Annotated in this window: 20 protein-coding genes and 1 tRNA gene; 4 read left to right on the top strand and 17 right to left on the bottom strand. The window is 62.3% G+C overall.

Features of this window, described 5'->3' with window-relative positions:
- From cysW to dibA, 5 genes are all read right to left on the bottom strand, one after another.
- On the bottom strand, positions 1-873 hold the full coding sequence (gene cysW / locus EIY71_RS12970; RefSeq protein ID WP_064361637.1) for a sulfate ABC transporter permease subunit CysW: 873 nt from the start codon (positions 871-873) through the stop codon (positions 1-3).
- Positions 874-886: 13 nt separating this feature from the next.
- A complete protein-coding gene (gene cysT / locus EIY71_RS12965) occupies positions 887-1,705 on the bottom strand; it encodes a sulfate ABC transporter permease subunit CysT (RefSeq protein WP_007952818.1) in 819 nt (272 codons plus the stop codon).
- 70 nt (positions 1,706-1,775) lie between these two features.
- Positions 1,776-2,789 carry a sulfate ABC transporter substrate-binding protein gene (locus EIY71_RS12960; RefSeq protein ID WP_085746296.1) on the bottom strand — a complete coding sequence of 338 codons (1,014 nt, stop codon included), beginning with the start codon at positions 2,787-2,789 and terminating at the stop codon, positions 1,776-1,778.
- A gap of 132 nt (positions 2,790-2,921) precedes the next feature.
- On the bottom strand, positions 2,922-3,104 hold the full coding sequence (gene oscA, locus EIY71_RS12955) for a sulfur starvation response protein OscA (protein WP_007952821.1): 183 nt from the start codon (positions 3,102-3,104) through the stop codon (positions 2,922-2,924).
- A 190-nt stretch (positions 3,105-3,294) separates the two neighbouring features.
- Positions 3,295-5,214 carry a phosphodiesterase DibA gene (gene dibA, locus EIY71_RS12950; protein WP_134021912.1) on the bottom strand — a complete coding sequence of 640 codons (1,920 nt, stop codon included), beginning with the start codon at positions 5,212-5,214 and terminating at the stop codon, positions 3,295-3,297.
- A 146-nt stretch (positions 5,215-5,360) separates the two neighbouring features.
- Between dibA and desA the strand changes: the two genes are divergently transcribed.
- Positions 5,361-6,545, top strand: coding sequence for a delta-9 fatty acid desaturase DesA (desA, locus tag EIY71_RS12945; protein ID WP_134021910.1), 1,185 nt, complete (start codon positions 5,361-5,363; stop codon positions 6,543-6,545).
- Positions 6,546-6,690: 145 nt separating this feature from the next.
- Positions 6,691-7,680 carry a sensor domain-containing diguanylate cyclase gene (locus EIY71_RS12940; protein ID WP_085746294.1) on the top strand — a complete coding sequence of 330 codons (990 nt, stop codon included), beginning with the start codon at positions 6,691-6,693 and terminating at the stop codon, positions 7,678-7,680.
- 27 nt (positions 7,681-7,707) lie between these two features.
- Here the strand turns inward: EIY71_RS12940 and EIY71_RS12935 are convergent, their stop codons facing one another.
- The 3 genes from EIY71_RS12935 to gabD all read right to left on the bottom strand — a co-directional run bounded on the left by EIY71_RS12935 (position 7,708) and on the right by gabD (position 11,967).
- Complete coding sequence (locus EIY71_RS12935) at positions 7,708-8,919, bottom strand: response regulator (RefSeq protein WP_102687459.1); 1,212 nt, start codon at positions 8,917-8,919, stop codon at positions 7,708-7,710.
- Positions 8,920-9,060: 141 nt separating this feature from the next.
- Positions 9,061-10,338, bottom strand: a complete 1,278-nt coding sequence (gene gabT, locus EIY71_RS12930; protein WP_007957613.1) for a 4-aminobutyrate--2-oxoglutarate transaminase — start codon at positions 10,336-10,338, stop codon at positions 9,061-9,063.
- Positions 10,339-10,524: 186 nt separating this feature from the next.
- The gene (gene gabD / locus EIY71_RS12925) at positions 10,525-11,967 is read right to left on the bottom strand and encodes an NADP-dependent succinate-semialdehyde dehydrogenase (protein WP_102717905.1); all 1,443 of its coding nucleotides are present in this window, start codon (positions 11,965-11,967) and stop codon (positions 10,525-10,527) included.
- 443 nt (positions 11,968-12,410) lie between these two features.
- Between gabD and EIY71_RS12920 the strand changes: the two genes are divergently transcribed.
- A tRNA-Arg gene (locus EIY71_RS12920) sits at positions 12,411-12,487 on the top strand.
- Positions 12,488-12,552: 65 nt separating this feature from the next.
- On the opposite strand, the gene EIY71_RS12915 is transcribed toward EIY71_RS12920, so the two are convergent.
- The 5 genes from EIY71_RS12915 to EIY71_RS12895 form a co-directional block, all read right to left on the bottom strand.
- The gene (locus EIY71_RS12915) at positions 12,553-12,822 is read right to left on the bottom strand and encodes a hypothetical protein (protein WP_011331897.1); all 270 of its coding nucleotides are present in this window, start codon (positions 12,820-12,822) and stop codon (positions 12,553-12,555) included.
- Positions 12,823-12,842: 20 nt separating this feature from the next.
- Positions 12,843-13,457: a hypothetical protein gene (locus EIY71_RS12910; RefSeq protein ID WP_134021908.1), complete on the bottom strand. Its 615-nt coding sequence runs from the start codon at positions 13,455-13,457 to the stop codon at positions 12,843-12,845.
- Positions 13,454-14,035 carry an RNA polymerase sigma factor gene (locus tag EIY71_RS12905; RefSeq protein WP_240866618.1) on the bottom strand — a complete coding sequence of 194 codons (582 nt, stop codon included), beginning with the start codon at positions 14,033-14,035 and terminating at the stop codon, positions 13,454-13,456. The genes EIY71_RS12910 and EIY71_RS12905 overlap by 4 nt, the downstream gene beginning before the upstream one ends.
- Positions 14,036-14,064: 29 nt before the next feature.
- On the bottom strand, positions 14,065-15,756 hold the full coding sequence (locus EIY71_RS12900; RefSeq protein WP_102717904.1) for a VWA domain-containing protein: 1,692 nt from the start codon (positions 15,754-15,756) through the stop codon (positions 14,065-14,067).
- Between the two features lie 87 nt (positions 15,757-15,843).
- On the bottom strand, positions 15,844-16,404 hold the full coding sequence (locus EIY71_RS12895) for a YbhB/YbcL family Raf kinase inhibitor-like protein (RefSeq protein ID WP_102687455.1): 561 nt from the start codon (positions 16,402-16,404) through the stop codon (positions 15,844-15,846).
- 139 nt (positions 16,405-16,543) lie between these two features.
- Here EIY71_RS12895 and EIY71_RS12890 point away from each other — a divergent pair, with 139 nt between their 5' ends.
- Positions 16,544-18,073, top strand: coding sequence for an FAD-dependent oxidoreductase (locus EIY71_RS12890; RefSeq protein ID WP_134021906.1), 1,530 nt, complete (start codon positions 16,544-16,546; stop codon positions 18,071-18,073).
- Here EIY71_RS12890 and pgaD read toward each other — a convergent pair.
- The 4 genes from pgaD to pgaA are packed head-to-tail and all read right to left on the bottom strand — an operon-like array spanning position 18,066 to position 24,443.
- Positions 18,066-18,599, bottom strand: coding sequence for a poly-beta-1,6-N-acetyl-D-glucosamine biosynthesis protein PgaD (gene pgaD, locus EIY71_RS12885; RefSeq protein WP_074689361.1), 534 nt, complete (start codon positions 18,597-18,599; stop codon positions 18,066-18,068). The genes EIY71_RS12890 and pgaD overlap by 8 nt on opposite strands.
- Positions 18,596-19,951 carry a poly-beta-1,6-N-acetyl-D-glucosamine synthase gene (pgaC, locus tag EIY71_RS12880; RefSeq protein WP_134021904.1) on the bottom strand — a complete coding sequence of 452 codons (1,356 nt, stop codon included), beginning with the start codon at positions 19,949-19,951 and terminating at the stop codon, positions 18,596-18,598. The genes pgaD and pgaC overlap by 4 nt, the downstream gene beginning before the upstream one ends.
- A gap of 1 nt (position 19,952) precedes the next feature.
- Positions 19,953-21,950 (bottom strand): poly-beta-1,6-N-acetyl-D-glucosamine N-deacetylase PgaB, encoded by a 1,998-nt coding sequence (pgaB, locus tag EIY71_RS12875; RefSeq protein ID WP_134021902.1) that lies wholly within the window; start codon positions 21,948-21,950, stop codon positions 19,953-19,955.
- 12 nt (positions 21,951-21,962) lie between these two features.
- Positions 21,963-24,443 (bottom strand): poly-beta-1,6 N-acetyl-D-glucosamine export porin PgaA, encoded by a 2,481-nt coding sequence (gene pgaA, locus EIY71_RS12870; protein ID WP_134021900.1) that lies wholly within the window; start codon positions 24,441-24,443, stop codon positions 21,963-21,965.
- Positions 24,444-24,569: the final 126 nt, after the last annotated feature.

Raw genomic sequence — 24,569 nt, 5'->3', positions numbered from 1 at the left:
TTATTCCTCCGCGGCGCTGGCGCGCAGGCGGTTGATACGGTTTTCGCTCCACTGCTTGAGCAGCAGGATGAAGAGCGCCAGGATCAGCAACAGGCTCGCCACGGCGAACGCGGCCACGTGGTTGTATTCGTTGTAGAGGATCTCGACGTGCAGCGGCAAGGTGTTGGTCACCCCGCGAATGTGCCCGGAGACCACCGACACCGCACCGAACTCACCCATGGCCCGCGCGGTACACAGCACCACGCCATAGATCAGGCCCCATTTGATGTTGGGGACGGTCACGTGCCAGAACATCTGCCAGCCATTGGCGCCGAGCAGACGCGCGGCTTCCTCCTCCTGAGTGCCTTGTTCCTGCATCAGCGGGATCAGCTCACGGGCCACGAACGGCACAGTGACGAAGATCGTCGCCAGCACGATGCCCGGCAGGGCGAAGACGATCTGGATGTCGTGATCCTGCAGCCACGGCCCGAACAGGCCCTGGGCGCCGAACATCAACACGTAGACCAGACCTGCGATCACCGGCGACACCGAGAACGGAAGGTCGATCAGCGTCACCAGCATACTTTTGCCACGGAACGAGTATTTGCTCACGCACCATGCGGCGCTGACGCCGAACACCAAGTTCAGCGGCACCGAAATCAGCACCGCAATCACGGTGAGTTTCAGGGCCGACAAGGCATCCGGCTCAAAGATCGCGGTGAAGAACGCGCCAAGGCCGTTCTTCAATCCCTGCGACACCACGATGAACAGCGGCAGCAGCAGAAACAGGAAGAAAATCAGCCAGCCGAGGCCGATCAGGATCCGCCGCGAAGTGGCACTGCCACGGCGGGCGGCGTTGGCCGAGGAAGCGGCCGCAATAGACGATTGGGACATGGTTCGCGCCTCCTTATGGGGTTTCGATGCGCCGCTGCAGCAAGTTGATCAGCAGCAACAGGACGAAGGAAACCACCAGCATCAACACGCCGATGGAGGTAGCGCCGGTGTAATCGTACTGGTCGAGCTTGACCATGATCAGCAGCGGCAGGATCTCGGTTTTCATCGGCATGTTGCCGGCGATGAAAATCACCGAACCGTACTCGCCGACGCCACGGGCAAACGCCAGTGCAAAACCGGTCAGCCAGGCCGGCAACAGCGCCGGCAGCAGGATGTGACGGAACACCTGCAATGGTTTGGCACCGAGGCACGCCGCGGCTTCTTCGACTTCACGCGGGATGTCGGCCAGCACCGGCTGCACCGTGCGCACCACGAACGGCAGGGTCACGAAGGTTAGCGCCAACGTGATCCCAAGCGGGGTGTAGGCGATCTTGAAACCGAGGTCAGCGGCGAACTGCCCGACCAGCCCGGTCGGCGTGTACAGCGCCGTCAGCGCAATACCGGCCACGGCGGTCGGCAGGGCGAACGGCAGATCGATCATCGCGTCGATCACCTTGCGTCCCGGGAACGTGTAGCGCACCAGCACCCAGGCCAGCAACGTGCCGATGATGCCGTTGATGATCGCGGCGCACAGCGCGGTGCCGAAGCTCAGCTTCAATGCGGCGAGAACGCGGGGCGCGGAGATGATCGTCCAGAACTGATCCCAGGTGAGTTGGGCGGCGTGGACGAACATCGCCGCCAGCGGGATAAGCACAATCAGGCTGAGGTACACCAAGGTGTAGCCCAGCGTCAGCCCGAAGCCGGGTATGACGGGGGAGATACGACGCGACATAAAAGTCCTTGGTTTGAGAACGCGCAAAGCCCCGAACATAAATCCGGGGCTCGTTTTAGGCTATTGAAACTTACTGCGCCTGATAGATCTGGTCGAACACGCCTCCGTCGTTGAAGAATTTCGGCTGTGCGGTTTTCCAGCCGCCGAAGTCCTTGTCGATGGTCACCAGCTCCAGTTTCGGGAACTGCTGGGCGTACTTGGCGGCCACGTCCTTGTCACGCGGACGGTAGAAGTTCTTCGCCGCGATTTCCTGGCCGGCCGGGCTGTACAGGTGCTTGAGGTAGGCTTCGGCGATCTGCTCGTTGCCCTTCTTCTCGGCGTTCTTGTCGACCACCGCCACCGGTGGTTCGGCGAGGATCGACAGCGAAGGCACGACGATGTCGAACTTGTCCTTGCCGCCGTCTTCTTTCAGCGCCAGGAAGGCTTCGTTTTCCCAGGCCAGCAACACGTCACCCTGACCGTTGTTGACGAAGGTGATGGTCGAGCCACGGGCACCGGTGTCCAGAACCGGAACGTGCTTGAACAGGGTCTGTACGTATTCCTTGGCTTTGGCTTCGTTGCCGCCGTTGGCTTTCAGGCCGTAGGCCCACGCCGCGAGGAAGTTCCAGCGCGCACCGCCGGAGGTTTTCGGGTTCGGGGTAATCACCGAGACGTCGTTCTTGATCAGATCGCCCCAGTCCTTGATGCCTTTCGGGTTGCCCTTGCGCACCAGGAATACGATGGTCGAGGTGTACGGGGTGCTGGCTTCCGGCAGACGCTTCTGCCAGTCAGCCGGCAGGGTCTTGCCGAGCTTGGCGATTTCGTCGATGTCGCCGGCCAGGGCCAGGGTCACGACATCGGCGCGCAGACCATCGATCACCGCACGGCCCTGCTTGCCCGAACCGCCGTGGGATTGCTGGATCTTCACGGTGTCGCCGGCGTGCTCCGACTGCCAGTACTTCACGAACTCGGCGTTGTAATCCTGATACAGCTCGCGCGTCGGGTCATACGACACGTTGAGCAGTTCGTAATCCTTGGCAACCGCGGAACCGGCAAACACAGCACTGGCCAGGGCGGCCAAAGCGTAACGGCGAATCGACGACATGGTGAAAGCTCCTGGAATTCTTGGTGGTGGCTTTTTCTTATGGATTGCTGGAATCGGGTTGCTCATTCAACGACCGCAGCCTGTGGCAGCTTCTGCCAACAGCTCCCCGCAGGAGCTGCCGCAGACTACGAATCAGGCCGGTTTGTTACCCGGTTGCTGCAGACGGAATTTCTCTTTGCGTTCGATCTGGACCACCTGGGCGTTATGCACAGTGATTTCCACCGCGCCGAAACGCAGGTCGCGCAAGGCGCTCTGGATTTCGCGCAAAATGGTGCTTTCGTCCTGACCGTCAACGCTACGCAGGGATGCGCTCATGGTGCTGCTCCTTTGTATGGGATATGCCTGGCAGTGGGCGGCACTGCGTTCGGCGTGGGAGCAATATAAGAGAGCTTTGGATATTCTTAAAAAGACTATTTAAGAATGTTTATATAACTGGAAAACATTATGTGATGCAGCAAGGGTTTGCGGCGGATTTGCCCGCCGACAAACCCGCCGCAGGCCGCCCTTAACCGATCAAGGGCGCCCGATTCCAGTCGATTTGCGCTTCCGGAACCGGCCGCCCGAACCAGTAGCCCTGCCCCAGATCACAGGCCTGGCCCAGCAGGAACGCCGCCTGTTCCGCCTGCTCGATGCCCTCGGCGTGCACCTGCATGCCCATGCTGCGGGCCAGGGCGATGATCACCCGGACGATCGCCGCGTCGTCCTCGTCCCACGGCAGGCCGGCGACGAATCCCTGATCGATCTTGAGCTTTTGCACCGGCAGGCGCTTGAGCCGCAGCAACGACGAATAACCGGTGCCGAAGTCGTCGATGGCCAGACGAATGCCCAGCTCGCGCAGACGATGCATCTGCTCCAGCGCGACCTCCGGATCGTCCATGACCGCGCTTTCGGTGACTTCCAATTCCAGATAGGCCGGGTCCAGACCGGTCTCGTGCAGCACCTGCGCAACCTGCTCGTACAACTCGCGACGGGCGAACAATCGTGACGACACGTTCACTGCAACGAACGACAGCACTACTCCGGCCTGCTGCCATTGGCACATCTGCCGGCAGGCCTGCTGCATGACCCAGGCGTCGATTTCCGAGATCAGCCCGGTGCGTTCGGCAATCGGGATGAACTCCGCCGGCGACACCAGGCCACGTTGCGGATGTTCCCAGCGCACCAGCGCTTCGACGCCGATCAGGCGACTGGTTTTCAGGTCGTGTACCGGTTGGTAGTAGACCCGCAGCTCCTGCTGTTCCAGCGCGCGGCGTAATTCGAAGGCGATTTCGACCCGCTGCTGGGCGTGGGCCGTGAGTTCTTCGGTGTACAGCGCGTAACCGTTGCGGCCACTGCTCTTGGCCTTGAACAGCGCCGCGTCGGCGTTGCGCAACAGCTGTTCGGCACTCAGTGCATCGCTGGGAAACAGGCTGATGCCGAGACTGGCGTTGATGAACAGCTCATGTCCGTCGAGGCAGAACGGCTCCTTGAGCGCATCGAGAATGCGCTGAGCCAGCGCCGCCGCCTGCGCCGGCTGTGGACAACTTTCCAGCAGGACCGCGAACTCGTCGCCGCCCAGCCGCGCCAAGGTGATGCCCGGCCCGAACAACGCCTGCAAACGCGCGGCGACCGCCTTGAGCAAACGGTCACCGATGGTGTGGCCAAGGCTGTCGTTGATCAGTTTGAAGTGGTCCAGATCGATCATCAGCAGCGCGCAACCGCGCTTGTGGGTCTGCGCCGACGCCAGCGCCTGTTCGGCGCGGTCGCTGAACAGCAGGCGGTTGGGCAGGTCGGTCAGCGGATCGTGGTGGGCCAGATGCTTGAGTTCGTGCTCGGAATCCTTGATCGCGCTGATGTCGGAAAACACCGCGACGTAGTGGCTGAGCCGACCGTCTTCGTCGCGGATCACCCGGATCGTCTGCCACTGCGGGTAGATCTCGCCGCTTTTACGCCGGTTCCAGATCTCGCCGCTCCACTCGTCCTTCGCCTGCAAGGTGGCGAACATCGCCTGATAGAACCCCGGCGGATGGTGCCCGGACTTGAACAGGCTGGGCTGCTGGCCAATGACTTCCTCGCGCTGATAACCGGTGATTTCCATGAAGGCGCGATTGACGTGCACGATCAGCCCCTGCCGGTCCGTGACCAGCACGCCTTCGCGGGTGCAATCGAATACCGCAGCGGCCTGACGCAGGCGTTCGCGATCCGCCTGGCGTTCACGCAAGCGGGCACCGATGCCCAGACATTCGAACAGCCGCGCCCGGGCCAGGAAGATCAACCCCGCGCTGAGCACTACGAACAGGTAGCCGTTGATCAGTTGCCAGCGCAGCAACTGGTCAGAGCTATCGAAGAAACTGTTCAATAAATAACCAGTGCCTTGCAGCCAGACTACGGCAAGGACCAGATAAAGCAGCGCTGCACGCAAGGCATCGCGGTATGTGGCAGACATTCGGCCGTCCATGTCCCTACAAAAATGTCGGGATTATAGGTCAAGAAACATCCAGCCATCTCTTATCTGAAAGGGCGACTGGTTTTATCTGTGTGCTTGGTGATAATGCAACGGCTGTTTTTTCTTTATCGAGGGCCCTATAGCCTATGTGGTACGAAGGTTTTCTTGGCTTGTCGGCCTGGTCGCTGGTCGCCGTCACCCTGGTGATGACCCACGTGACGATCGTTGCCGTCACGGTCTACTTGCACCGCTACTCGGCCCATCGCTCCCTGGAGCTGAATGCCGGGCTGAAGCATTTCTTCCGTTTCTGGCTGTGGCTGACCACGGCGCAGAACACCCGCGAGTGGACTGCCATCCACCGCAAACACCACGCCAAATGCGAAACCGAAGACGACCCGCACAGCCCGGTCGTCAAAGGTCTTTCCACCGTCCTGCGCAAAGGTGCCGAGCTGTACCGCGAAGAAGCGCAGAACCCGGAAACCCTGCGCATCTACGGCAAGAACTGCCCCGAAGACTGGATCGAGCGCAACCTCTACAGCCGCTACCGGCTGCTGGGCGTGGCGATCATGGCCGTCGTCGACCTGCTGCTGTTCGGTACCATCGGCATCACCATCTGGGCAATCCAGATGATGTGGATCCCGGTCTGGGCGGCCGGTGTGGTCAACGGTCTGGGCCATGCCGTCGGCTACCGCAACTTCGAATGCCGCGACGCGGCGACCAATCTGGTGCCATGGGGCATCCTGATCGGCGGCGAAGAACTGCACAACAACCATCACACCTACCCCAACTCGGCCAAGCTGTCGGTCAAGAAGTGGGAGTTCGACCTCGGCTGGGCGTGGATCCAGGTCTTCAGCTTCCTGCGTCTGGCCAAGGTGCAACGGGTCGCCCCGATCGCCCACCGCGTCGAAGGCAAGGGCAGCCTGGACATGGACACCGCCATGGCGATCCTCAACAACCGCTTCCAGATCATGGCCCAGTACCGCAAGCTGGTGATCGGCCCGCTGGTCAAACAGGAACTGGCCAAGGTCGATCATTCCGTACGCCACCAGTTCCACCGGGCCAAACGCCTGCTGTCGCGAGAAACCAGCCTGCTGGAAGATCGCCACCACGCGCGCATCCAGAACATGCTCGAGCACAGCCAGGCGCTGAAGGTAATCTACGAGAAACGTCTGGCCCTGCAGCAGATCTGGGTCAAGACCAGCGCAAATGGCCACGACATGCTCGCCGCCATCAAGGAATGGGTACACGAGGCCGAGGCCAGTGGCATCCAGTCCTTGCGTGAATTCGCCGACCAGTTGAAAACCTACTCGCTGCGCCCAACAGCCGTCTGATGCCGTTGATCGGTGCGCCCCATTCCCGGGCGCACCCTTCGGAACTTCACCCCCGTTCCCCTATCTCAAAGACACTTCGCCACCCCCGGCGGGCTTTCCCGTGGCCGTTGTCGACTTCCCGGCACGCCCTTTGAGATTCGTGTCGATGGTCAACAACAATCAAAAAGACTCATCCCCTCCCCAGTGGCCCGAGGCCGCGCAAACCCTGATGGCATTGATGCACGCCCAGGGCGAAGTCGCCCGGCTTAGCGAACGCGAGCAGCTGTTCAGTTCGCTGCTGGTTAGCGTCAACGCCGTGCTTTGGGCCTTCAACTGGGAAACCCGTCAGGTGCTGTACGTCAGCCCCGCCTACGAACGGATTTTCGGCCGCTCCGCCGCCCTGCTGCTGGCCGACTACAACCAGTGGCGCGACAGCATCTACCCGGACGATCTGGAATACGCCGAACGCAGCCTCGCCGAAGTGCTGCACAAAGGCGCCGTGGAAGACCGCGAATACCGGATCATCGCCGCCGACGGCCAGGTGCGCTGGATCAGCGACAAGTGCTTCATAAACCGTCAGGAGGAACCAGGGCAACCGGTGATCATCGTCGGCATCGCCGAAGACATCACCGACAAGAAGCAGATGGAAACCGAGCTCCAGCGACTGGCCACCACCGACGTGCTGACCCAGAGCAGCAATCGCCGGCACTTCTTCGAATGCGCCCACCGGGAATTTGAACAAGCCCGCCTGCAAGGTGCGCAAATGGCGTTCCTGCTGCTGGACATCGATGACTTCAAAGTGATCAACGACACCTACGGCCACCCGGAAGGCGACAACGTGCTGCAACGAATCGCCGAATGCGGTCGTGCGTCGTTACGCCGGGGAGACCTGTTCGGGCGGATTGGCGGTGAAGAGTTTGCTGCGGTTTTCCCTGGCTGTGCGCCGGACATGGCGATGCAGGTGGCCGAGCGGCTGCAACGGGAAATTCAGCGCTTGAACTTCAACCACGGTGATCAGACGTTCGGCATCACCGTCAGCCAGGGCCTGACCAGCCTTACCCCGGAAGATGAAAGCCTCGACACCCTGTTCGCCCGCGCAGACGCGGCGATGTACGAGGCCAAACGGCAGGGCAAGAACCGGATCATTTCCGCCTGATTCAAGAGCGGATGCGCAATCAAGCCGCTATTTGCGCATCCGCATCAGCTCCGGCAAGCCGATTTTGAGCAAGCGCGCCGTGCGGCTCTTCGCCAGCTCCTCAACGCCCTCATGCTCGGTCAGCCGCGCCATCTGCGCCGCCATGTTCATCACCAGTGCCTCGCGGGAATACACCCCGCCACCGAGCTGGTAGACCGAGGCAATCAGCTCGCGCAGTTCCAGCGGCAGGCGCCAGCGAGTGCGCAACGCCGAACCGTACGCCGCACCGAATTCCGCCAGCGCATCGCCGACTTCTTCCAGTTCATCCAGCTCGCCGCCGGCCTGCTTCCACTCTTGAAGACAACGCAGCAACGCCAGATCGCCGAGGCGATGGAGCATCCCGGCGCAGTAGCAGCGTTCCTGATCCAGATCGAGCAGACGCGCCAAGGTGCGGGCGTACTCGGCGGTGTGCAGCGACAAGCCCCAATAGCGCTCGGCGTAATCCGCCAGGCACGGGTCGCTAAGTCGGGCGCTGCGTTTGAGTGCAAGGCCAAGAATCAGATTCATGCTTTGCCCGGTGCCCAGGCGATGCAGCGCCTGCGCCAGGGTCTGCACCGGCGCGCCATGATGCTGAGCGGCGCTGTTCGACGCTGCAATCAACACGGCGGTGATCTGCGGATCGGTGCGGATTTCCTCTTCCAGCAGCTTCAGGTCCAGGCCGTTGGGGTTGAGGCTGCGTTTGACCGCCACCTGCACGTCAGTCATCAGCGGTGCGCCGTCGGCCTGCTCGCGGCGACGTTCGAGGAAAACCGAGAGGGTCATGCCCGGCGCCAGCGCCGGTACTTCACAGAACACTTCTTCGCCGGCATTCAGCAGCAATCCCTGCAAACGCTCGGTCAGGCTTTCCATGTTCAGGGGTTTGGCCAGGTAGGCGGTCGGCGCCAGCGGCAGGGCTTCGCGCACGCTGGCGCTGTCGTTGCGACTGCTCATCAGAATGAACGGCAGCGGCGGATTGCGTTTGCGCTGGCGGACACTGCGCAACACGCTCAAGCCATCGACGCCGGGCAACTCCCAGTCGACGATCGCCAGGTCATAGGGGACTTCGCTGAGCAGCGTCATCGCCTCCTGGCCATCAGCGCACAGGTCCAGCCGCGCATCGCAGCGCACATTCAGCAACACTTGTTTGAGCAGGTCACGAGACCACGGGTCGGCCTCGGCAATCAGGACTCTTGGTACAGCGGGTAAATCGACGGCCGTCATGCTCGCCCTCCCTTGCAATGCTTGAACCTTAGCCAATGCTGGCGATTCGGTACAACCTGAAAACCGCGCCCGTGTTTCTCCAGGCATGAAAAAACCCGCCGAAGCGGGTTTTTTGTCGATCCGATCACGCGGTGCTACGGATTACAGCTCCGAGAAGCACTCTTCGATGATCGCCAGACCTTTGTCCAGTTGCTCGTCCGGCGAGGTCAGCGGTACCAGGACGCGCAGCACGTTGCCGTAGGTGCCGCAGGACAGCAGGATCAGGCCCTTGTCACGCGCCTTGGCCACGACGGCAGCGACTGCGGTCGGGTTTGGCTTGTGGCTGTCGCCGTTTTCGAACAGCTCGACCGCGATCATGGCGCCCAGGGCACGGACTTCGCCGATCACCGGGTACTTGGCCTGGATGGCTTTCAGGCCGGTGACCAGACGCTCGCCGACAGCCTTGCAGCGGTCCAGCAGTTTTTCTTCTTCGAACACTTCCATCACGGCCAGGGCCGCGGCGCAAGCGATCGGGCTACCGGCGTAGGTGCCGCCCAGGCCGCCTGGAGCGATGGCGTCCATGTACTCGGCCTTGCCGCACACACCGGCCAGCGGGAAGCCGCCAGCGATGGATTTGGCGAAGGTGGTCAGGTCGGCAGCAACACCCATCTGTTCCATGGCGAAGAACGTGCCGGTACGGCCAGCGCCGGTCTGCACTTCGTCAGCGATCAGCAGGATGCCGTGCTGGTCGCACAGGGCACGCAGACGCTTCATGAATTCTTTCGGTGCGACGTAGAAACCACCTTCACCCTGTACAGGCTCGATGATGATCGCGGCGATGTCTTTCGGCTCGGCGTCGTTCTTGAAGATGCGTTCGATGGAAGCGATCGAGTCGTCGATGCTCACGCCGTGCAGTTCGTTCGGGTACAGCGCGCGGAAGATGCCGCCTGGCATCAGGCCCATGCCGGCCGAGTAAGGCACGACTTTACCGGTCAGGCCCAGGGTCATCATGGTGCGACCGTGGTAAGCGCCGGTGAAGGCGATCACGCCAGCGCGGCCAGTGGCGGCACGAGCGATCTTCACGGCGTTTTCAACGGCTTCGGAACCGGTGGTCACCAGCAGGGTTTTCTTGGCGAAGTCGCCCGGTACGCGAGCGTTGATTTTCTCGCACAGCTCAACGTACGGCTCATAAGCCAGAACCTGGAAGCAGGTGTGAGTCAGCTTGTTCAGCTGCTCGGTCACGGCGGCGATGATTTTCGGGTGCACGTGGCCGGTGTTCAGTACAGCGATACCGCCAGCGAAGTCGATGAATTCACGACCTTCAACGTCGGTCACGGTCGCGTTTTTCGCGGACTCGGCGAAGATCGGGTGAATCTGGCCAACACCACGTGGAACAGCTGCGGTACGACGGGCCATCAGTTCAGCGTTAGTCTTGCTCATTACAGTCCTCATTCGCCGCTCATCGGGCGGCGTGGTTCAAGGATAAAGCGGGAGGAATCGGCGGTGGCAGCATGCGATGATCGACTGCCACGGCGTTCCCGGCCGCAGAGAAAATTCCGGTTTGAAACGACGCAAAGGGACAGCGCTCTCGTGCCCTTTGCGTTTACAGCGATCTTCTACCGAGGCTTAGATGCCCAGGCAGAGGTATTTGATTTCCAGGTAATCTTCGATGCCGTACTTGGAGCCTTCACGGCCCAGGCCCGAGGCCTTGATGCCGCCGAACGGCGCGACTTCGTTGGAGATCAGCCCGGTGTTGACGCCGACCATGCCGTATTCCAGGGCTTCAGCCACACGGAACACACGGCCCAGGTCGCGAGCGTAGAAGTACGAAGCCAGACCGAACTCGGTGTCGTTCGACATTGCGATCACGTCGGCTTCGTCTTTGAAGCGGAACAGCGGCGCCAGCGGACCGAAGGTTTCTTCCTTGGCCACGGCAGCGTCTTTCGGCACGTTGGTCAGGATGGTCGGCTCGAAGAAGTTGCCTTCCATCGGCTTGCCACCGGCCAGAACGGTTGCGCCTTTGCTCACCGCGTCAGCGATGTGCTCTTGCACCTTGGCCACGGCTTTCTCGTCGATCAGCGGGCCAGTGGTGGTGCCCTCTTCCAGACCGTTGCCGATTTTCAGCTTGGCGACTGCCACTTTCAGCTTCTCGGCGAACGCATCGTAGACCGAATCTTGAATGTACAGACGGTTGGCGCAGACGCAGGTCTGGCCGTTGTTGCGGTACTTGGAAATGATCGCGCCTTCGACGGCCTTATCCAGGTCCGCGTCGTCGAACACGATGAATGGCGCGTTGCCGCCCAGTTCCAGGGAGACTTTCTTGATGTCCTTGGCGCATTCCGACATCAGCTGACGACCGATTTCGGTCGAGCCGGTGAAGGACAGTTTGCGCACGATCGGGTTGCTGGTCAGCTCGCTGCCGATGTCGCCGGCGCTGCCGGACACCACGCTGAACACACCTTTAGGGATGCCGGCGCGCTGGGCCAGTTCGGCCAGAGCGAATGCGGAGAACGGAGTTTGCGAAGCAGGCTTGAGCACCATGGTGCAACCGGCGGCCAGCGCCGGACCTGCTTTACGAGTGATCATCGCCGCCGGGAAGTTCCACGGGGTGATGGCAGCGGTAACGCCGATCGGTTGTTTGATCACGATCAGGCGCTTGTCCGGCTGGTGGCCCGGAATCACGTCGCCGTAGATGCGCTTGGCTTCTTCGGCGAACCACTCGATGAACGAAGCGGCGTAAACGATTTCGCCCTTGGCTTCGGCCAGTGGTTTGCCCTGCTCGAGGGTCATCAGGCGAGCGAGGTCGTCCTGGTGCTCGATCATCAGTTCGAACCAGCGACGCAGCTTGCCTGCACGCTCCTTGGCGGTCAGTGCACGCCAGGCCGGCAACGCCTTGTCGGCGGCTTCGATGGCGCGGCGGGTTTCGGCAGCGCCCATCTTCGGCACGGTGCCCAGAATCTCGCCGGTGGCCGGGTTGTTGACCTTGATCGTCTGACCGCTGTCCGCGTCGACCCATGCGCCATCGATGAAGGCTTGCTGGCGGAACAACTGGGTGTCTTTAAGCTGCATGTCGGCTTTCCTTAACAGCACCGCGCAAGGCGCGGAGCAAAATTATGATTGTAGAAAGGCGCCTCGCAAGGCTGCCGTCAGGGAAATCATTCACCGGGCTGGCACATCAATAGCGCACGACTCAAAACGCGTGCGGCTCAGCACCTGGATAAGGAGCGTTTGAAATCTCAAACGAATCCTAGGTTCAAAGGGGTTGAAGGACAATAGGGCGTTCGAAAAAAAGAACAAAAACGCCGCAATTGCTGAACATTTCAGATCAACGTACCAACAGCTCGGGTCGCAGGGAAACCATAGAACAGCCTCTCAAAAGCGCCAAGCGAGCCTTTTGCAGGACGTTACAGCTTTATGGAATGCAGTGCTTTTCAACCGACATGCGCACTGACAATACGCACCAAAACCCGGCATGGACGCCCCGAGCCGACCTAGGTATGATGTCGCCCGCTGCACCAGTAGCTCAGCTGGATAGAGTACTGCCCTCCGAAGGCAGGGGTCGTGGGTTCGAATCCCGCCTGGTGCGCCATGAACAAAACGAAAAAGCCCCGGACTGCAAGGTCCGGGGCTTTTTTGTGCCTGCTGGCTGGCGACTCACTCCGTCGTCCAGTCAAACTCGTCGTATTCATCATCGTCTTCTTCGTCCTCGATCAAGTCATCATCGAGAACGTCTTCCTCCAGATCCTCTTCGGCCTGCTTGGCCAGAAGAAACTCCTTGCGACTCTCCGTCACTGCCCGCCGCAGTTCCTCACCCTTCACCGGGCAGTTGAGCATTTGGGCGATGCGGTCGATTTTTTGGGCCACGGCATCCTCCAGCGCATCGGCAATGACCCGATAGTGCGCGTTTTTGCGGGTCAATGCCAAATGGCGGATGGCTGATACGGTCAGTTCTTGCGGATTTTTTCCAGTCGCAGGTCGAGATTCACGTTCGGGTAGCGCTTGTGCAGGTTGTTGAACAGGCTGTCGGCCGCTTGCGACTGGCCGGACTCGCGCAGGCGCAGGACTTCACGCAGTTGCGCGTCAAGACCGTTGACCGGGGCGGCGGCGCGCTTGCTGACCTTGGCTTCGTCCGCCGTGTCGGCGCTGATCGATTCGCTCTGCATCGGTGCGGCCATTTCCGCCATTGGCGCGGGAGCCATTGCGGGTGCAGGCGCAGAAAGCGCGCCGGCGGGCGCCGACAATGATCGGGCCTCCTGGCGGGCCACTGGCGCAGCCGGTTTCGCGGCGGGGGCGAAATCGTATTGAGCCACGGGTTCCGGCGCGCGTTGCACCAGCGACAGCATCAGCGCGATGCCGACCAGACTGGCAAAAACCACCTGATAGCGCGGTTGCTGGCAGGCCTTGAGCCAGCGTTGCCACAGGTTTTGCCGTGGTGCCGGGGTTTCACGGTGGGCGGCGTTGAGGATCAGCGCATCGAGATGCGCCGGCGGCTCGGCGTCGTGCTGTTCGCGCACGTGCTTGAGCACTTGCTCTTCGGGTGTCGGGCGGGCGTCCGTCATGTCAGTACCTCCTCGGCCAGCAGCCGACGCAGTTTTTGCTGGGCGTAGCGCAAGCGGCTCTTGACGGTTTCCAGCGGTGTTTCGGTGAGGCTGGCGATTTGCGCCAGATCGAGGTCGCCGTGGGCGCGCAGCATGAACACTTCGCGCTGGTCGGCGGGCAAGGATTGCAGAGCGCTCTCCAAGCGCTGGCTGTCGCGGCTGAGGTTGAGCAGTTGTTCGGGATCGGAGGCGTCGTCGCTGACGGCGTGGGTCTGTTCGTCGTAGCTGTCATGCAACGGTTGCCGGGCGCCGTGTTTGCGCCAGTGGTCGATCAGGCGATTGCGGGCAATCTGGAACAACCACGTACGAAAGGTCGCCCGGCCTTGTGGCTGACTGGCACTGCGGATCAGGCTCAGCCAGGTCTCCTGGAAAACCTCGTCGGCCAGTTCAGGTTTGCCGCTCAAACCGAGCAGAAACCGATAAAGACTTTGCCGATGACGGGCGTACAGGATCTCGAACGCCTTGCCGTCACCCTCGCGATAACGGGCCAGCAGCGATTCGTCGCTGCTGGCCTCAAGGCTGTCGGCGGAGGCAAACAGCTGTGTGATGAAGCCTTTGAGGCGGCTCACTATTCAATCCGTCGCTCAGTGGACATCGCGCTGGAGGCAGTAGAAGTACGCAGGCTCTGCGCCAGTTCAACCAGCTGCACGAATTCGTTGCGCAGGCCGAAGCGGTCATCACCACGGGCACCTCGCGCCAGGGCTTCGGTGTCCTTCAAGCTGAATTCGCCAGTGTAGCGGCCGTCCTTGAGTTGCTGGGAAAACGCGGCGACGGCGGCAGCAAAGCGCAGGTCTTCACTGGCCGGAGCAACCTGACTGGCAATCGGCCGCTCGATCAGCAGACTTTTCCCACCCTCAGGCTTTTGATATCGCACACGCAGCATTGCCAATTCTCCTTTCTTTTCGGAAACCACTGCATCGGTTTTTCCGTAACGCAGCGGTTCCAGCCAGCCCTTCTCGCCTGTCGGGACGATTTCATACAACGCCGTCACCGTATGGCCTGCACCGATTTCACCGGCATCGACCTTGTCGTTGCTGAAATCCTCACGCTTCAACGCGCGGTTCTCGTAACCGAGCAGGCGGTATTCGCTGACCTGCGCCGGGTTGAACTCGACCTGCAACTTGACGTTTTTCGCTACCACGGCGAGGGTCGAACCGAGTTGATCCACCAGCACCTTGCGCGCTTCGCGCAGGTTGTCGATGTAGGCGTAATTGCCGTCACCGGCATCGGCCAGTTGTTCCATCAGGTGTTCATTGTAGTTATCCACACCGAAACCCAGGGTGGTCAGGGAAATCCCGGTCTTGCGTTTATCCACAGCCATTTGTTTCAGGCTATCGAAGTCGCTGATGCCGACGTTGAAGTCACCGTCGGTGGCCAACAGGATGCGGTTGATCCCTTTGGGGATGAACGCCTGCTGCGCCATCTGATAAGCCAACTCGATGCCTGAAGCGCCAGCGGTCGAGCCACCGGCGGTCAATTGCTCGATGGCTGTGCGAATTTTCGCCTTTTCCCGTCCGGAAGTCGGCTCCAGTACCACTCTGGATTCGCCGGCATACACCACCAGCGATACCCGATCCTGCTCGCGCAATTGATCGACCAGCAACTTCAAGGTGCTTTTGACCCGCGGCAAGCCTTCGGGGCGGTCCATCGAGCCGGACACGTCCACCAGAAATACCAGATTGGCCGGGGCCAGTTCCGCCACCGCGCGGTCGGAGGCCTTGATGCCGATGCGCAGCAAGCGTGTGTGTGGGTTCCACGGCGAAGCGGCCAGTTCGGTGGTCACGCCGAAGGGCGAGCCATCGCTCGGCAGCGCGTAGTCGTAGGGAAAGTAATTGACCATTTCTTCCAGCCGCACCGCGCCTTCCGGCGGCAGTCGACCCTGATTGAGCAGGCGCCGCACATTGGCGTAGGCGCCGGTGTCGACGTCGGCGCTGAAGGTCGAGACCGGGGTTTCGGCGACGCTGTGGATCGGGTTGTCGGCCAGCTTGGCGTACTGCTCGCGTTGTTCGTCACGATAGCCTTGTGGATAACTTTCACTGGCCGGCATCGGTGCAAAACTGGCGATCGGCGCCGCCAGTGCACTGCGCTTGGCCATCGCGCTATCGGCCATGACCAATTCGGGCTGCACGGAGGATTTCAGTTCGGTCTGCGCCGGAGGCGGCGCGACGGTGGTTTCCGGGCTGGAGGAAACACCGCAACCGGCAACCACCAGCAACACACTGGCAGCAAGGGGGCGCAGAAGCGTGGAAGGAAGGGACATGGGGGCTGACCTCGGGGAAGAATTGATCCATTCATCCCCTGAGACGGGCAGCCCTGTCAGTTCGGGTTAAACCTCGCCGAAATTTTTTCAGCGGTGATAACGCCGCACCGCACTGCTGTTGCGCAGCACGTGGCCTTTGATCTTTTCCATCAGCTGGGCGCGGGTCAGGCCGGCCGGCAAGGCGTCCGGGGCCAGATCCAGGGCGTAGATCTGGATGATGTAGTGGTGCGCGCTGTCGCCAACCGGCGGGCACGGGCCGATGTAGCTGGTGGTGCCTTTGCTGTTGGTGCCACCGACGCCTTCAAGGGCCGATTTGGCGCCGACACCCGCCGGAATCTGCCGGGTCGTGGCCTTGATCCCGTAGTGAATCCAGTGATCGACACCCGAACCTTTCTGGCCGTCCGGATCGTGCATGACGATGGCGTAGCTCAGGGTTCCGCTGGGGCCGGCATTCCAGCTCAGGGCCGGCGACTGGTTCTTGCCGCCGCAACCGGCCGCATCGCTGGCCGCCGCCGAGGTGAACAGGCGGTTATCCGACACACCGGGAATGCTGAGGGTGAAACGCTCCTGGGCCTGCGCCGGAAACTGCACGCAAAGGGCGACGGCAACGGCCGCCAGCCAAGGGTTGAGAGAGGTCAATCGGGTCATTCCGGGAGCACCTTGTGCAGTTGGGCCTTCGTCGGCCTGCAAACTATAGCCGTACCGTTCGTGCCGTGGCAGTGGGAAATGGCTGAACCTCGCAATGCGGCCCAAACTCGTAAGAGAAATGCCTGTGAGGAGCACGACCATGACCCTGCACCGTGTCGCCCGTTTCGCCGATGTGCCTGAAGACCGTGGGCTGGAGGTGCAGATCGGCGACTGCAAGATCGTCCTGCTGCGCGCCGCCGGCCAGTTGCGCGCCTTTCAGGGGCAATGCCCGCATGCCGGCGCGCCGCTGGCGGAAAGTGCGTTGTGCCACGGCCGGCTGATCTGCCCGTGGCACAAGGCAGCTTTTCGCGCCGAAGATGGCGCGTTGTGCGAGCCTCCGGCGCTGGACAGTCTCAAGCGCTATCCGCTGGAACTGCGCGGCGACGAAGTATGGGTCGATGACCAGCCGCTGCCGGATCCGCACACTCCGCCGCAGGACGATCCGCGCACCTTTGTCATCGTCGGCGCCGGTGCCGGGGGAACGGCCTGCGCCGCCGCCCTGCGGGAAAAAGGCTTCGGCGGGCGGATCGTGCTGATCGACCGCGAGCCGGACGCCGGCTACGACCGCACGGTGCTGAGCAAATTCGTGCTGTCCGGGGAAATGCCGCCGCCGGAAACCCCGCCCCTGCGCGATGACGATTTTTACCGCGAACAGCACATCAACCGGGTTTCAGGCGAGGTCACCGGGCTCGATGCCGATACCAAAACCCTTCACCTGAGCGATGGCCGCACACTGCATTACAGCGCGGCGGTGCTGGCCACCGGCGCAGCGCCCAACGCGCTGAAACTGCCCGGTGCCGACCTGCCCCAGGTGTTTATCCTGCGCTCCAAAGCCCAGGCGCAATCCATCATGGACGCCGCCCAACCCGGTCAGCGCGCGGTGATCATCGGTGACAGTTTCATTGCGCTCGAATGCGCTTCGGCCCTGCGCCAGCACGGTCTCGAGGTGACGGTGCTGGCGCGCCATGCGATTCCCTTCGCGGCGCAATTCGGTGAAGCCGTCGGCAAGGCGATCCGTGCGCTGCACGAAGAAAACGGCGTGAAATTCATCACTGATCACGAAGCCAGGGAGATCACCGGCGACGGCAAGGTCGAGGCGGTGTTGCTCGACAACGGCCTGCGCCTGTCGGCGGATCTGGTGTTGGCGGGAATCGGCGTGCATCCGGCCACCGAAGCCTTCGGCGATCTGCTGCGCGAGGACGATCAATCCTTGCGAGTCGATGCCGGCCTGCGTGCCGCGGACAGTCTGTGGGCCATTGGCGATATCGCCACCTTCCCGCTGAACGGCAAACCGCAACGCATCGAACACTGGCGCCTGGCCCAGCAGCACGCGCGGATCGCCGCCGCGAACCTGCTCGGTGGCGATGAGCATTACCTCGACGTGCCGTATTTCTGGACCTGGCATTTCGGCCGCAACTACGACTATCTCGGTCACGCCGAGGCGTGGGATGCGGTCGAATTTATCGGTGAACCCGAACAGCCGCCGTTTATCGGGCTGTTCGGGAGCAAGGGCGTGGTGGTGGCGGCGGTGGCCTGTGAGCAGGAACGGGCGATGGCGCTGCTGGCCGAACGCATGAAGCAACCGCTGCCGATGGAGGAAGCCTGGCGGCTGATTCGCGCCGTCAGGTGATCCGGTTCAGCGGCTCGCGGTTGTCGTCGTCCTCGGCGTGCAGAAAGATCACCCGAGGATGCTCCAGCGGGGCCAGCGGTGGCGGGAGCTCCTGCGGCTGAACCGGCCACAGATGCGGCACCACATGACTGACATCGCCGTCCTGATCGTTGTGGATGGTCATCACGCCCGGCCCGCGCAGCTTCTGAAAGCGCTCGTCGCACAGTTTGAAGCTGCGGCTCAGCCCCTCATCGTCGACCACCGGGGACGGCAGGCGGCGTTGAGCGAAGCTTCGGCTCTTGCGTTGCTGATAGCGCGCCCAGCCGATCAGGATAACTGCGTTGACCAGCGCCACCCACAGATAAATCTGCAAAGTGCCGAGGGCTTCGAACGCCGAATTGTCGATGCGCGGCCCGCCTTCGTGGGTCTCGATCAGCGGCCATAAACCGCGCGCCAGCAGATACAGCAGGCCGATCCAGGCCAGCACGGTGAAGAACGCATCGACCACCACCAGAAACGGCCGTTGGCGGGTCCGGATGATTTTCATTTGACAACCTCCTCTTCATCGTCCCCGAGCGGCTTGATACCCCGATCGGGACTGACCCAGCGCGCACGCTTCTGGTGTTGGCCGAACAATACTCTGGGGAAACTGACCAGCGTGGTCAGCAGGCTGACGAACCAAAACGCAATCGGATACCAGACCACCCAGAACATGGTCTTGCCCAGGCCCGGTTCGTAGCGCCGGTCAATGATGATGCTGACCGCGAACTGCACCAGGCAGACAAACGCCAGCAGCAAACCGGTGAAGGCTGGCGGCATCAGGTGATCGACGGCAATCGCTTCAGGCATGACCACGAACTTGCCGACACCCCAGAAGATCACCGACAACAGGAAGGTGAACGCCCAACCGGTCGACAGGCAGTATTCGAACAGCAGCGGCCACAGGTAACGGTGACGGTACTGCCAGATCCCGCGGATGTTCTTGAACAGCACTTCGGCACCGCCCTGGGCCCAGCGCAGGCGCTGCTTCCACAGACCGCGCAGGGTTTCCGGCATCAGGATCCAGCACAGGGCACGGGGCTCGTAGAAGATGCTCCAGTGATCCAGTTGCAGCTTCCAGCTGATGTCGATGTCTTCGGTGATCATGTCCGGGCTCCAGTAGCCAACCCGGTTCAGCGCCGTACGGCGGAACGCGACGATCACCCCCGACACGGTGAAGATCCGCCCGAACACCCGCTGAGTGCGCTTGATCAGCCCGATGATCGACGAAAACTCGCCGACCTGAACCCGCCCGACCAGAGTCGAACGCGTGCGGATTCGTGGGTTGCCGGTCACCGCACCCAGTCGTGCGTTGTCGAGCATCGGCGCCACCAGATAAGCCGCAGTGTTCGGCGCCAGCAGCGCGTCACCATCGATGCACACCAGATATTCGCTGCGCGCCGCGATGGCGCCCATGCGCAGGGCCACGGCCTTGCCCTGATTTTCCGCCAGGTGCAGCACGCGCAACCGCGGGTCTTCCTTGGCCAGCGCATCCAGCACTTCGGCGGTGTTGTCCTTGGAGCCGTCGTTGATCGCGATGACTTCGATGTTCGGGTAGTGCTGCGCCAGCGCCGCGTGGATAGTGTCGGCGGCGTTGTCGCCCTCGTTGTAGCAAGGGATCAGGATCGAAATCAGTGGTTCGCCTTCCAGCGGTGGCGGCAGGGTGTCGTCCTTCCACGGCCAGTGCCGTTCCCAGTGCAGCCAGAAATACAGGCCACCGGAAATCCACAACCCGGACATGAACAGCGGGTAGAAGAACACGAAGTCCATCAGGAATTGCCCGGTGACCAGGAAGATCAGCCCCAGCGGGACGCCGAGGACGATCGCCAGAACAAGCAGGGCCAGCAGTCTATCCAGCATGTCATGGGTTCCATTTGTTGGAGAGCGCAGGCCGCACGGTTTTCAGGTCCGGCAGGTTCTCGAGGAAGTTGTCCGGGTAGTAGCCGAAACTGGTGGCGCCCTGACGCTTGAGGCGGCTCATCCAGTCGGCCAGTTGTGCACCGTCGATGTCGGCCTGATCTTTTTTCGTCCAGTCTCGGGCTTGCAGTTCGAACACCGTGCGGTCCAGCGCACCAGGGCGCTGTTTGATCTTCGCCACCAGCTCTTCGAGCCACGGGCCGGATTGCGCATGGGTCTGTTTTTCCATGAGCGGCATGGCCATCGGCGCCGTCCAGTCGTAAGTCCCGAGGAAGTCGTCGAGGTTCTGCGCGAACCACGCTTCGCTGTGCGGATTGAGCACCGGCTCGGCGAAGATGTTGCGTGCGGTGAGCACTTGCGGGCCACGAATCGCGCGCACCTTGGCGGTCAGTTCGTTGGTGAAGTCGATCAGGTAGCGGCTCTTGAAGCGCGTCCAGCGCTGCATCGCCACCGGATCGTCACGCAGAGCGGCGATCGAGCCCGGCAGGCCGTTGGCGGCATAGGCCTTCAGCGCCTGAGGGCCGGCGTCTTCGAAATCCGAAAGCACTGCGTCGTCGTGGTAGAGGATGCCGTCGACCGAGGTCAGGCGTGCCACGTCTTCGTATATCTCGCCGATGATCCGCCGCACCTCGGGGTCGAACGGCGACAGGCGTTTGTATTGATCCGGGTCGACAGCGGTCGTGCCGGTCTTCGGATCCCAGCGCGTCACCCGTGGCAGCTTCGAATCCAGTTCGAAACTCAGCACCGGCATCCACGCAAAAACCTTCACGTGAGCCCGGGTGCGCAATTGCCAGGCGACGCGGTCGAACAGGTCGGCGCGCATCGGCAGATGACGGTTGGGGAAGTACAGCGAATGCACCAGGCCATCGCCCTTCGGATCGGCGAAGGCTTGCAGGAACACGGTGTTGGCGCCCATGTCGGCCATGCGCTGGATCAGTTTGCCGAGGTTGATTTCCTGCTGCGCCGGGTCCGGGTCGTAGACGTTGTCCAGATCCACATGCACGACGCGCATGGTGAAATCCGATTGCACGCCGACCACGCTGTTGGCGAAGTGCTCGCCATCAGGGTCGGAAGCCACCAGGAAACGCGGCCCGCTCATCAGGTTGTCGAGGGCATCGAGACCGTCATCGAGGGTCAGGGCCATTTCATAGCCCTCTTCGCTGACCACGGTCAGCGACGTGCCGTCCGCCGTCCCGTAAGGCCAGACCCAGACGCGCGGTTTCTTCCCGGTGTTCTTGCGGATCTTCTCCGAGATCGCCTGCACGTCGGCGCGGATCCGCGCCTGGAAATCGGCTTCGGATTCGTAGCGTTTGCTCACTGGATCGTAGCGTCGGGTCGCGGCCGCCGGCTGCAGGTTGCCTTGCGGGTTGGCGAGGATGCCTTTGTGGCTGGCGTCGGTGTGAGCGGCGATTTCCACCAGGCCCGATTGCGAGATTTCCCGCACCTGAGCCCAGGTCAGGAAGTCCGAGCGCGGACGCGGCGTGCCAGCGAAGTCCACCGGTTGGTTCAGCGGCGTATCGATCCAGGTGCCGACCGGCGCCAGCAGCGCATGCCAGTTGTAGGCGCGCAACACCGGCAGTACGCGGGTGTAGAAGCTTGAGTAACCGTCGTCGAAGCTGAGCAGGATCGCCTTGGGCGGCAGTTCCGGCCCGCCCTTGCGCGCGGCCATGATCTGGTCGACCGTCACCGGTTGGTAGTTGTTTTCCCGCAGCCAGGCGAGCTGTTCGAGCAGCCGCTCGGTGCGCACCGCCACCACTGCCTGATCGGGATCACGGTCTTCGACGTCGTGGTAGGCAATGCCCAGCACGTGGTTTTTCGGCCAGGGCTTTTCATTGGCTGCCACCGGTCGCTCGGACGGCGGCACAAAGGCCGGGGCTTGCTGGGCGCAGGCGCTGACCAGCAGCACTCCCAGCAGAAGGATGAAACGCGAAATCAAAGGCATCTTCAAACTCTTCTAGAAGCGGAAAGTGAGGTCGACGAGCAGACGCAGATCGGTTTCCCGGTCACCGTCGTAGGGCCGGTTGATCACGCTGAACAAACCGCCCACCTCGAACACGTCGTTCCAGGCGTAGCGCTGGCCGTAACCGAGCAATGCCATGCCGCCGGTGCCGTGATCACGCTGGCTGTAAGTACCCGCACCGGCCTGGAACTGCTGGCTCCAGACCGTTTCGTAGCGGTGGTACAGCACGTGATTGACGTTCAGCAACGGCATGACGCTGAAGTCCGACTTCGGGTTGAAGTACGGCACGTCATCGGACTTGGAGTTGTGGCTGGTGCCCACTTCCAGGCCCGCATCGACTTGCAGGTTCGGCGCGCTATAGACGCCCTCTTTTCCGGTCAGCAAGGCTTCGACGCGGTTGTTGCCGTCGCTGAAGTGCGACGGGCTGACCGCCAGCCGCCACTCGCGGCTCTCGTTGCCGCGCCAGCGGATGAAACCGCTGCCGCCGTTGGCCTTGATGTCGCTGTTGAGAGCCCGCAGCGGGGTCTCGGCCGACAGGTATTCGAGGCTGCCGCCGTATTGCCAGTGATCGTCGATGTCGCGGGCAATCGCCAGACGCGCGCCCTGCTTGTCGCCGAAACCATAGGAATGATTCGACACCTCGGCTTCAAGGGTCATGTCGCGAGTACGACGCTCCAGACCGACACGCTGGAAGCGGTGGTGGCCGGTGCCTTCGGCAAAATCGCCGGTGGCGTATCCGGCCCCGGCGAACACCCGCCAGTCTTCATCGATCGGCGGGCTGTAAAGCGTGGTCTGGATGCCGAAATCGCGGCTGCCGGAGACCGCGCCTGCATCGCCACCGCTGCCTCCGTTGGCCTTGCCGCCATAGGCTTCGACGCGCAGCTCGGACATGTCGTGCACTTCGCGTTCACGGGCCAGACGCTGGACCTGACGGTTGTCAGGAAAGCGCGCCACCACGTCATCGGTCAGCGCATCCATCTGCCGCCATTCCTGCAAGTCCATGGCGGTGCGGGCCTGCGCGACTTCGAGGCCCATGTCGCGCGGCGCGATGCTCTCGGTTTCCTTGAGCTGGTTTTCCGCGCGGCGCGGCCAGTTACGGGCCAGGTATAGATCGGCCTGGGCCAGGCGCAGGCCGATGTTGCCCGGCGCCTGATCCACCAGGGTCTGCAAACGTTCTTCGCCGTGGGGCAGGTCGGAACCGTAAGTTCCGGCCTGCGCCGCCAGTTGCTGGGCGTCCATCCATTCGTCGTTGGGGTTGCCGATCGGCAGGCCCTTGAGTTCGACGCGCGGCTTCTGCGCCCTGGCCTGATCTTCAGCGACTTTGCGCGCCTCTTCGGCGCGGTCGCTTTCCAGCAGCGAGTAATACAGCGCCGTGGTGTCTTCGAGTCGGTCGCCGACATCGGCGTCCGGCGCTGCCAGCACCTGACGGTAAAGATCGGTGGCGATTTCCGGCTGGCGCTGATCCAGATAGGACGCCGCCACCCAGCGCAGGGCGTAGGTCGGGATCTTCACGCCTTCGGCTTGCAGCTTCTGGTATTCGCTGATGACTTCGGCGGTGCGCGCCCGGGCCTTGAGCGCGCCCATGCGGTCGATGCGCCAGCGGGTCACGTCGTCGTGGGCAGTGGCGTCCGGAGTCCAGGTGGCGAGCAACTGGTCGTAGTCGGCCAGGGCGCGATCAGCGATCACGTAGCGTTCTTTTTCGCTGCGGGTGGCCAGTTCGGCGAGTCGCACGCGTTCCGCAGCCAGATCGCCTTCAAGACGGCGCAAGGTGACGGGATCGATCAGCCCTGGACGCTGTTTGGCCAGCCGCAGTGCCGGCTCCGGCAGACGCGCCTTTTGCAGGGCGACCACGTATTCGCGAGCGACCTCGGGTTTGTTGCCGGCGCGAACGAAAGCCTGGTCGTATTCGAACAGCGCGTCGTACGGCTTGCCGGCGCGATTCAGGGCGTAGCCCAGCGCCAGTCGGCGGGAAGGATCATCGGGTTTGGCGGCGACCAGCGAACGGGCGCGGATCACGCCTTCGTCAGGCTTGCCGGAATCGGCCTGGGTCAGCGCCAGACCGAGTTGCAGGTCGGCGTTGTCCGGCTCCAGCGTCAGGGCCTTGTTGTAGACCTGGATCGCCTGATCCCAGCGCTTGAGGTTGCGGTAGGCCCGGGCGGTGGCGGTCAGCGCCTGAACCGGCAGTGCCCGGCCACGACCCTGAGTCTCGTAGACCTGCACCACTTCGGCGTCGAGCCCGGCCCAACCGGCGATTTGCAGGTGATCGCTGACCTGGCCGGTGGTGGCCTGGGCCGGCGGCACCTGACGCAAGACGGTTAGCGCGGGCGTGTAATGCCCGGCCCGGGCGTCGAGCACCATTTGATCGTAGGCCGTATCGGCGAACGCGAACGCCGGCCAGAGCAACTGGCTGCACAGCGCGACTCGAAACAAAGGGCGTAAACCACGATGTAATACAGGAACATCAATACGCGGCATTCGTCAGCATCCTTACATGGCCAGCCGGGTAGCAACGCCCCCCCTTGCCCATTTCGTAACGGAGGCCAAGTAGATCACCTGGCCAAGCTATCCAAGCAGTCTTGCACGCAAGCGTAGATCAATATT

The organism is Pseudomonas sp. CH235 (genome assembly GCF_004368175.1).
Classification (GTDB): Bacteria; Pseudomonadota; Gammaproteobacteria; order Pseudomonadales; family Pseudomonadaceae; genus Aquipseudomonas; species Aquipseudomonas paraglycinae.
This window is presented reverse-complemented; position numbering and strand designations above follow the sequence as displayed.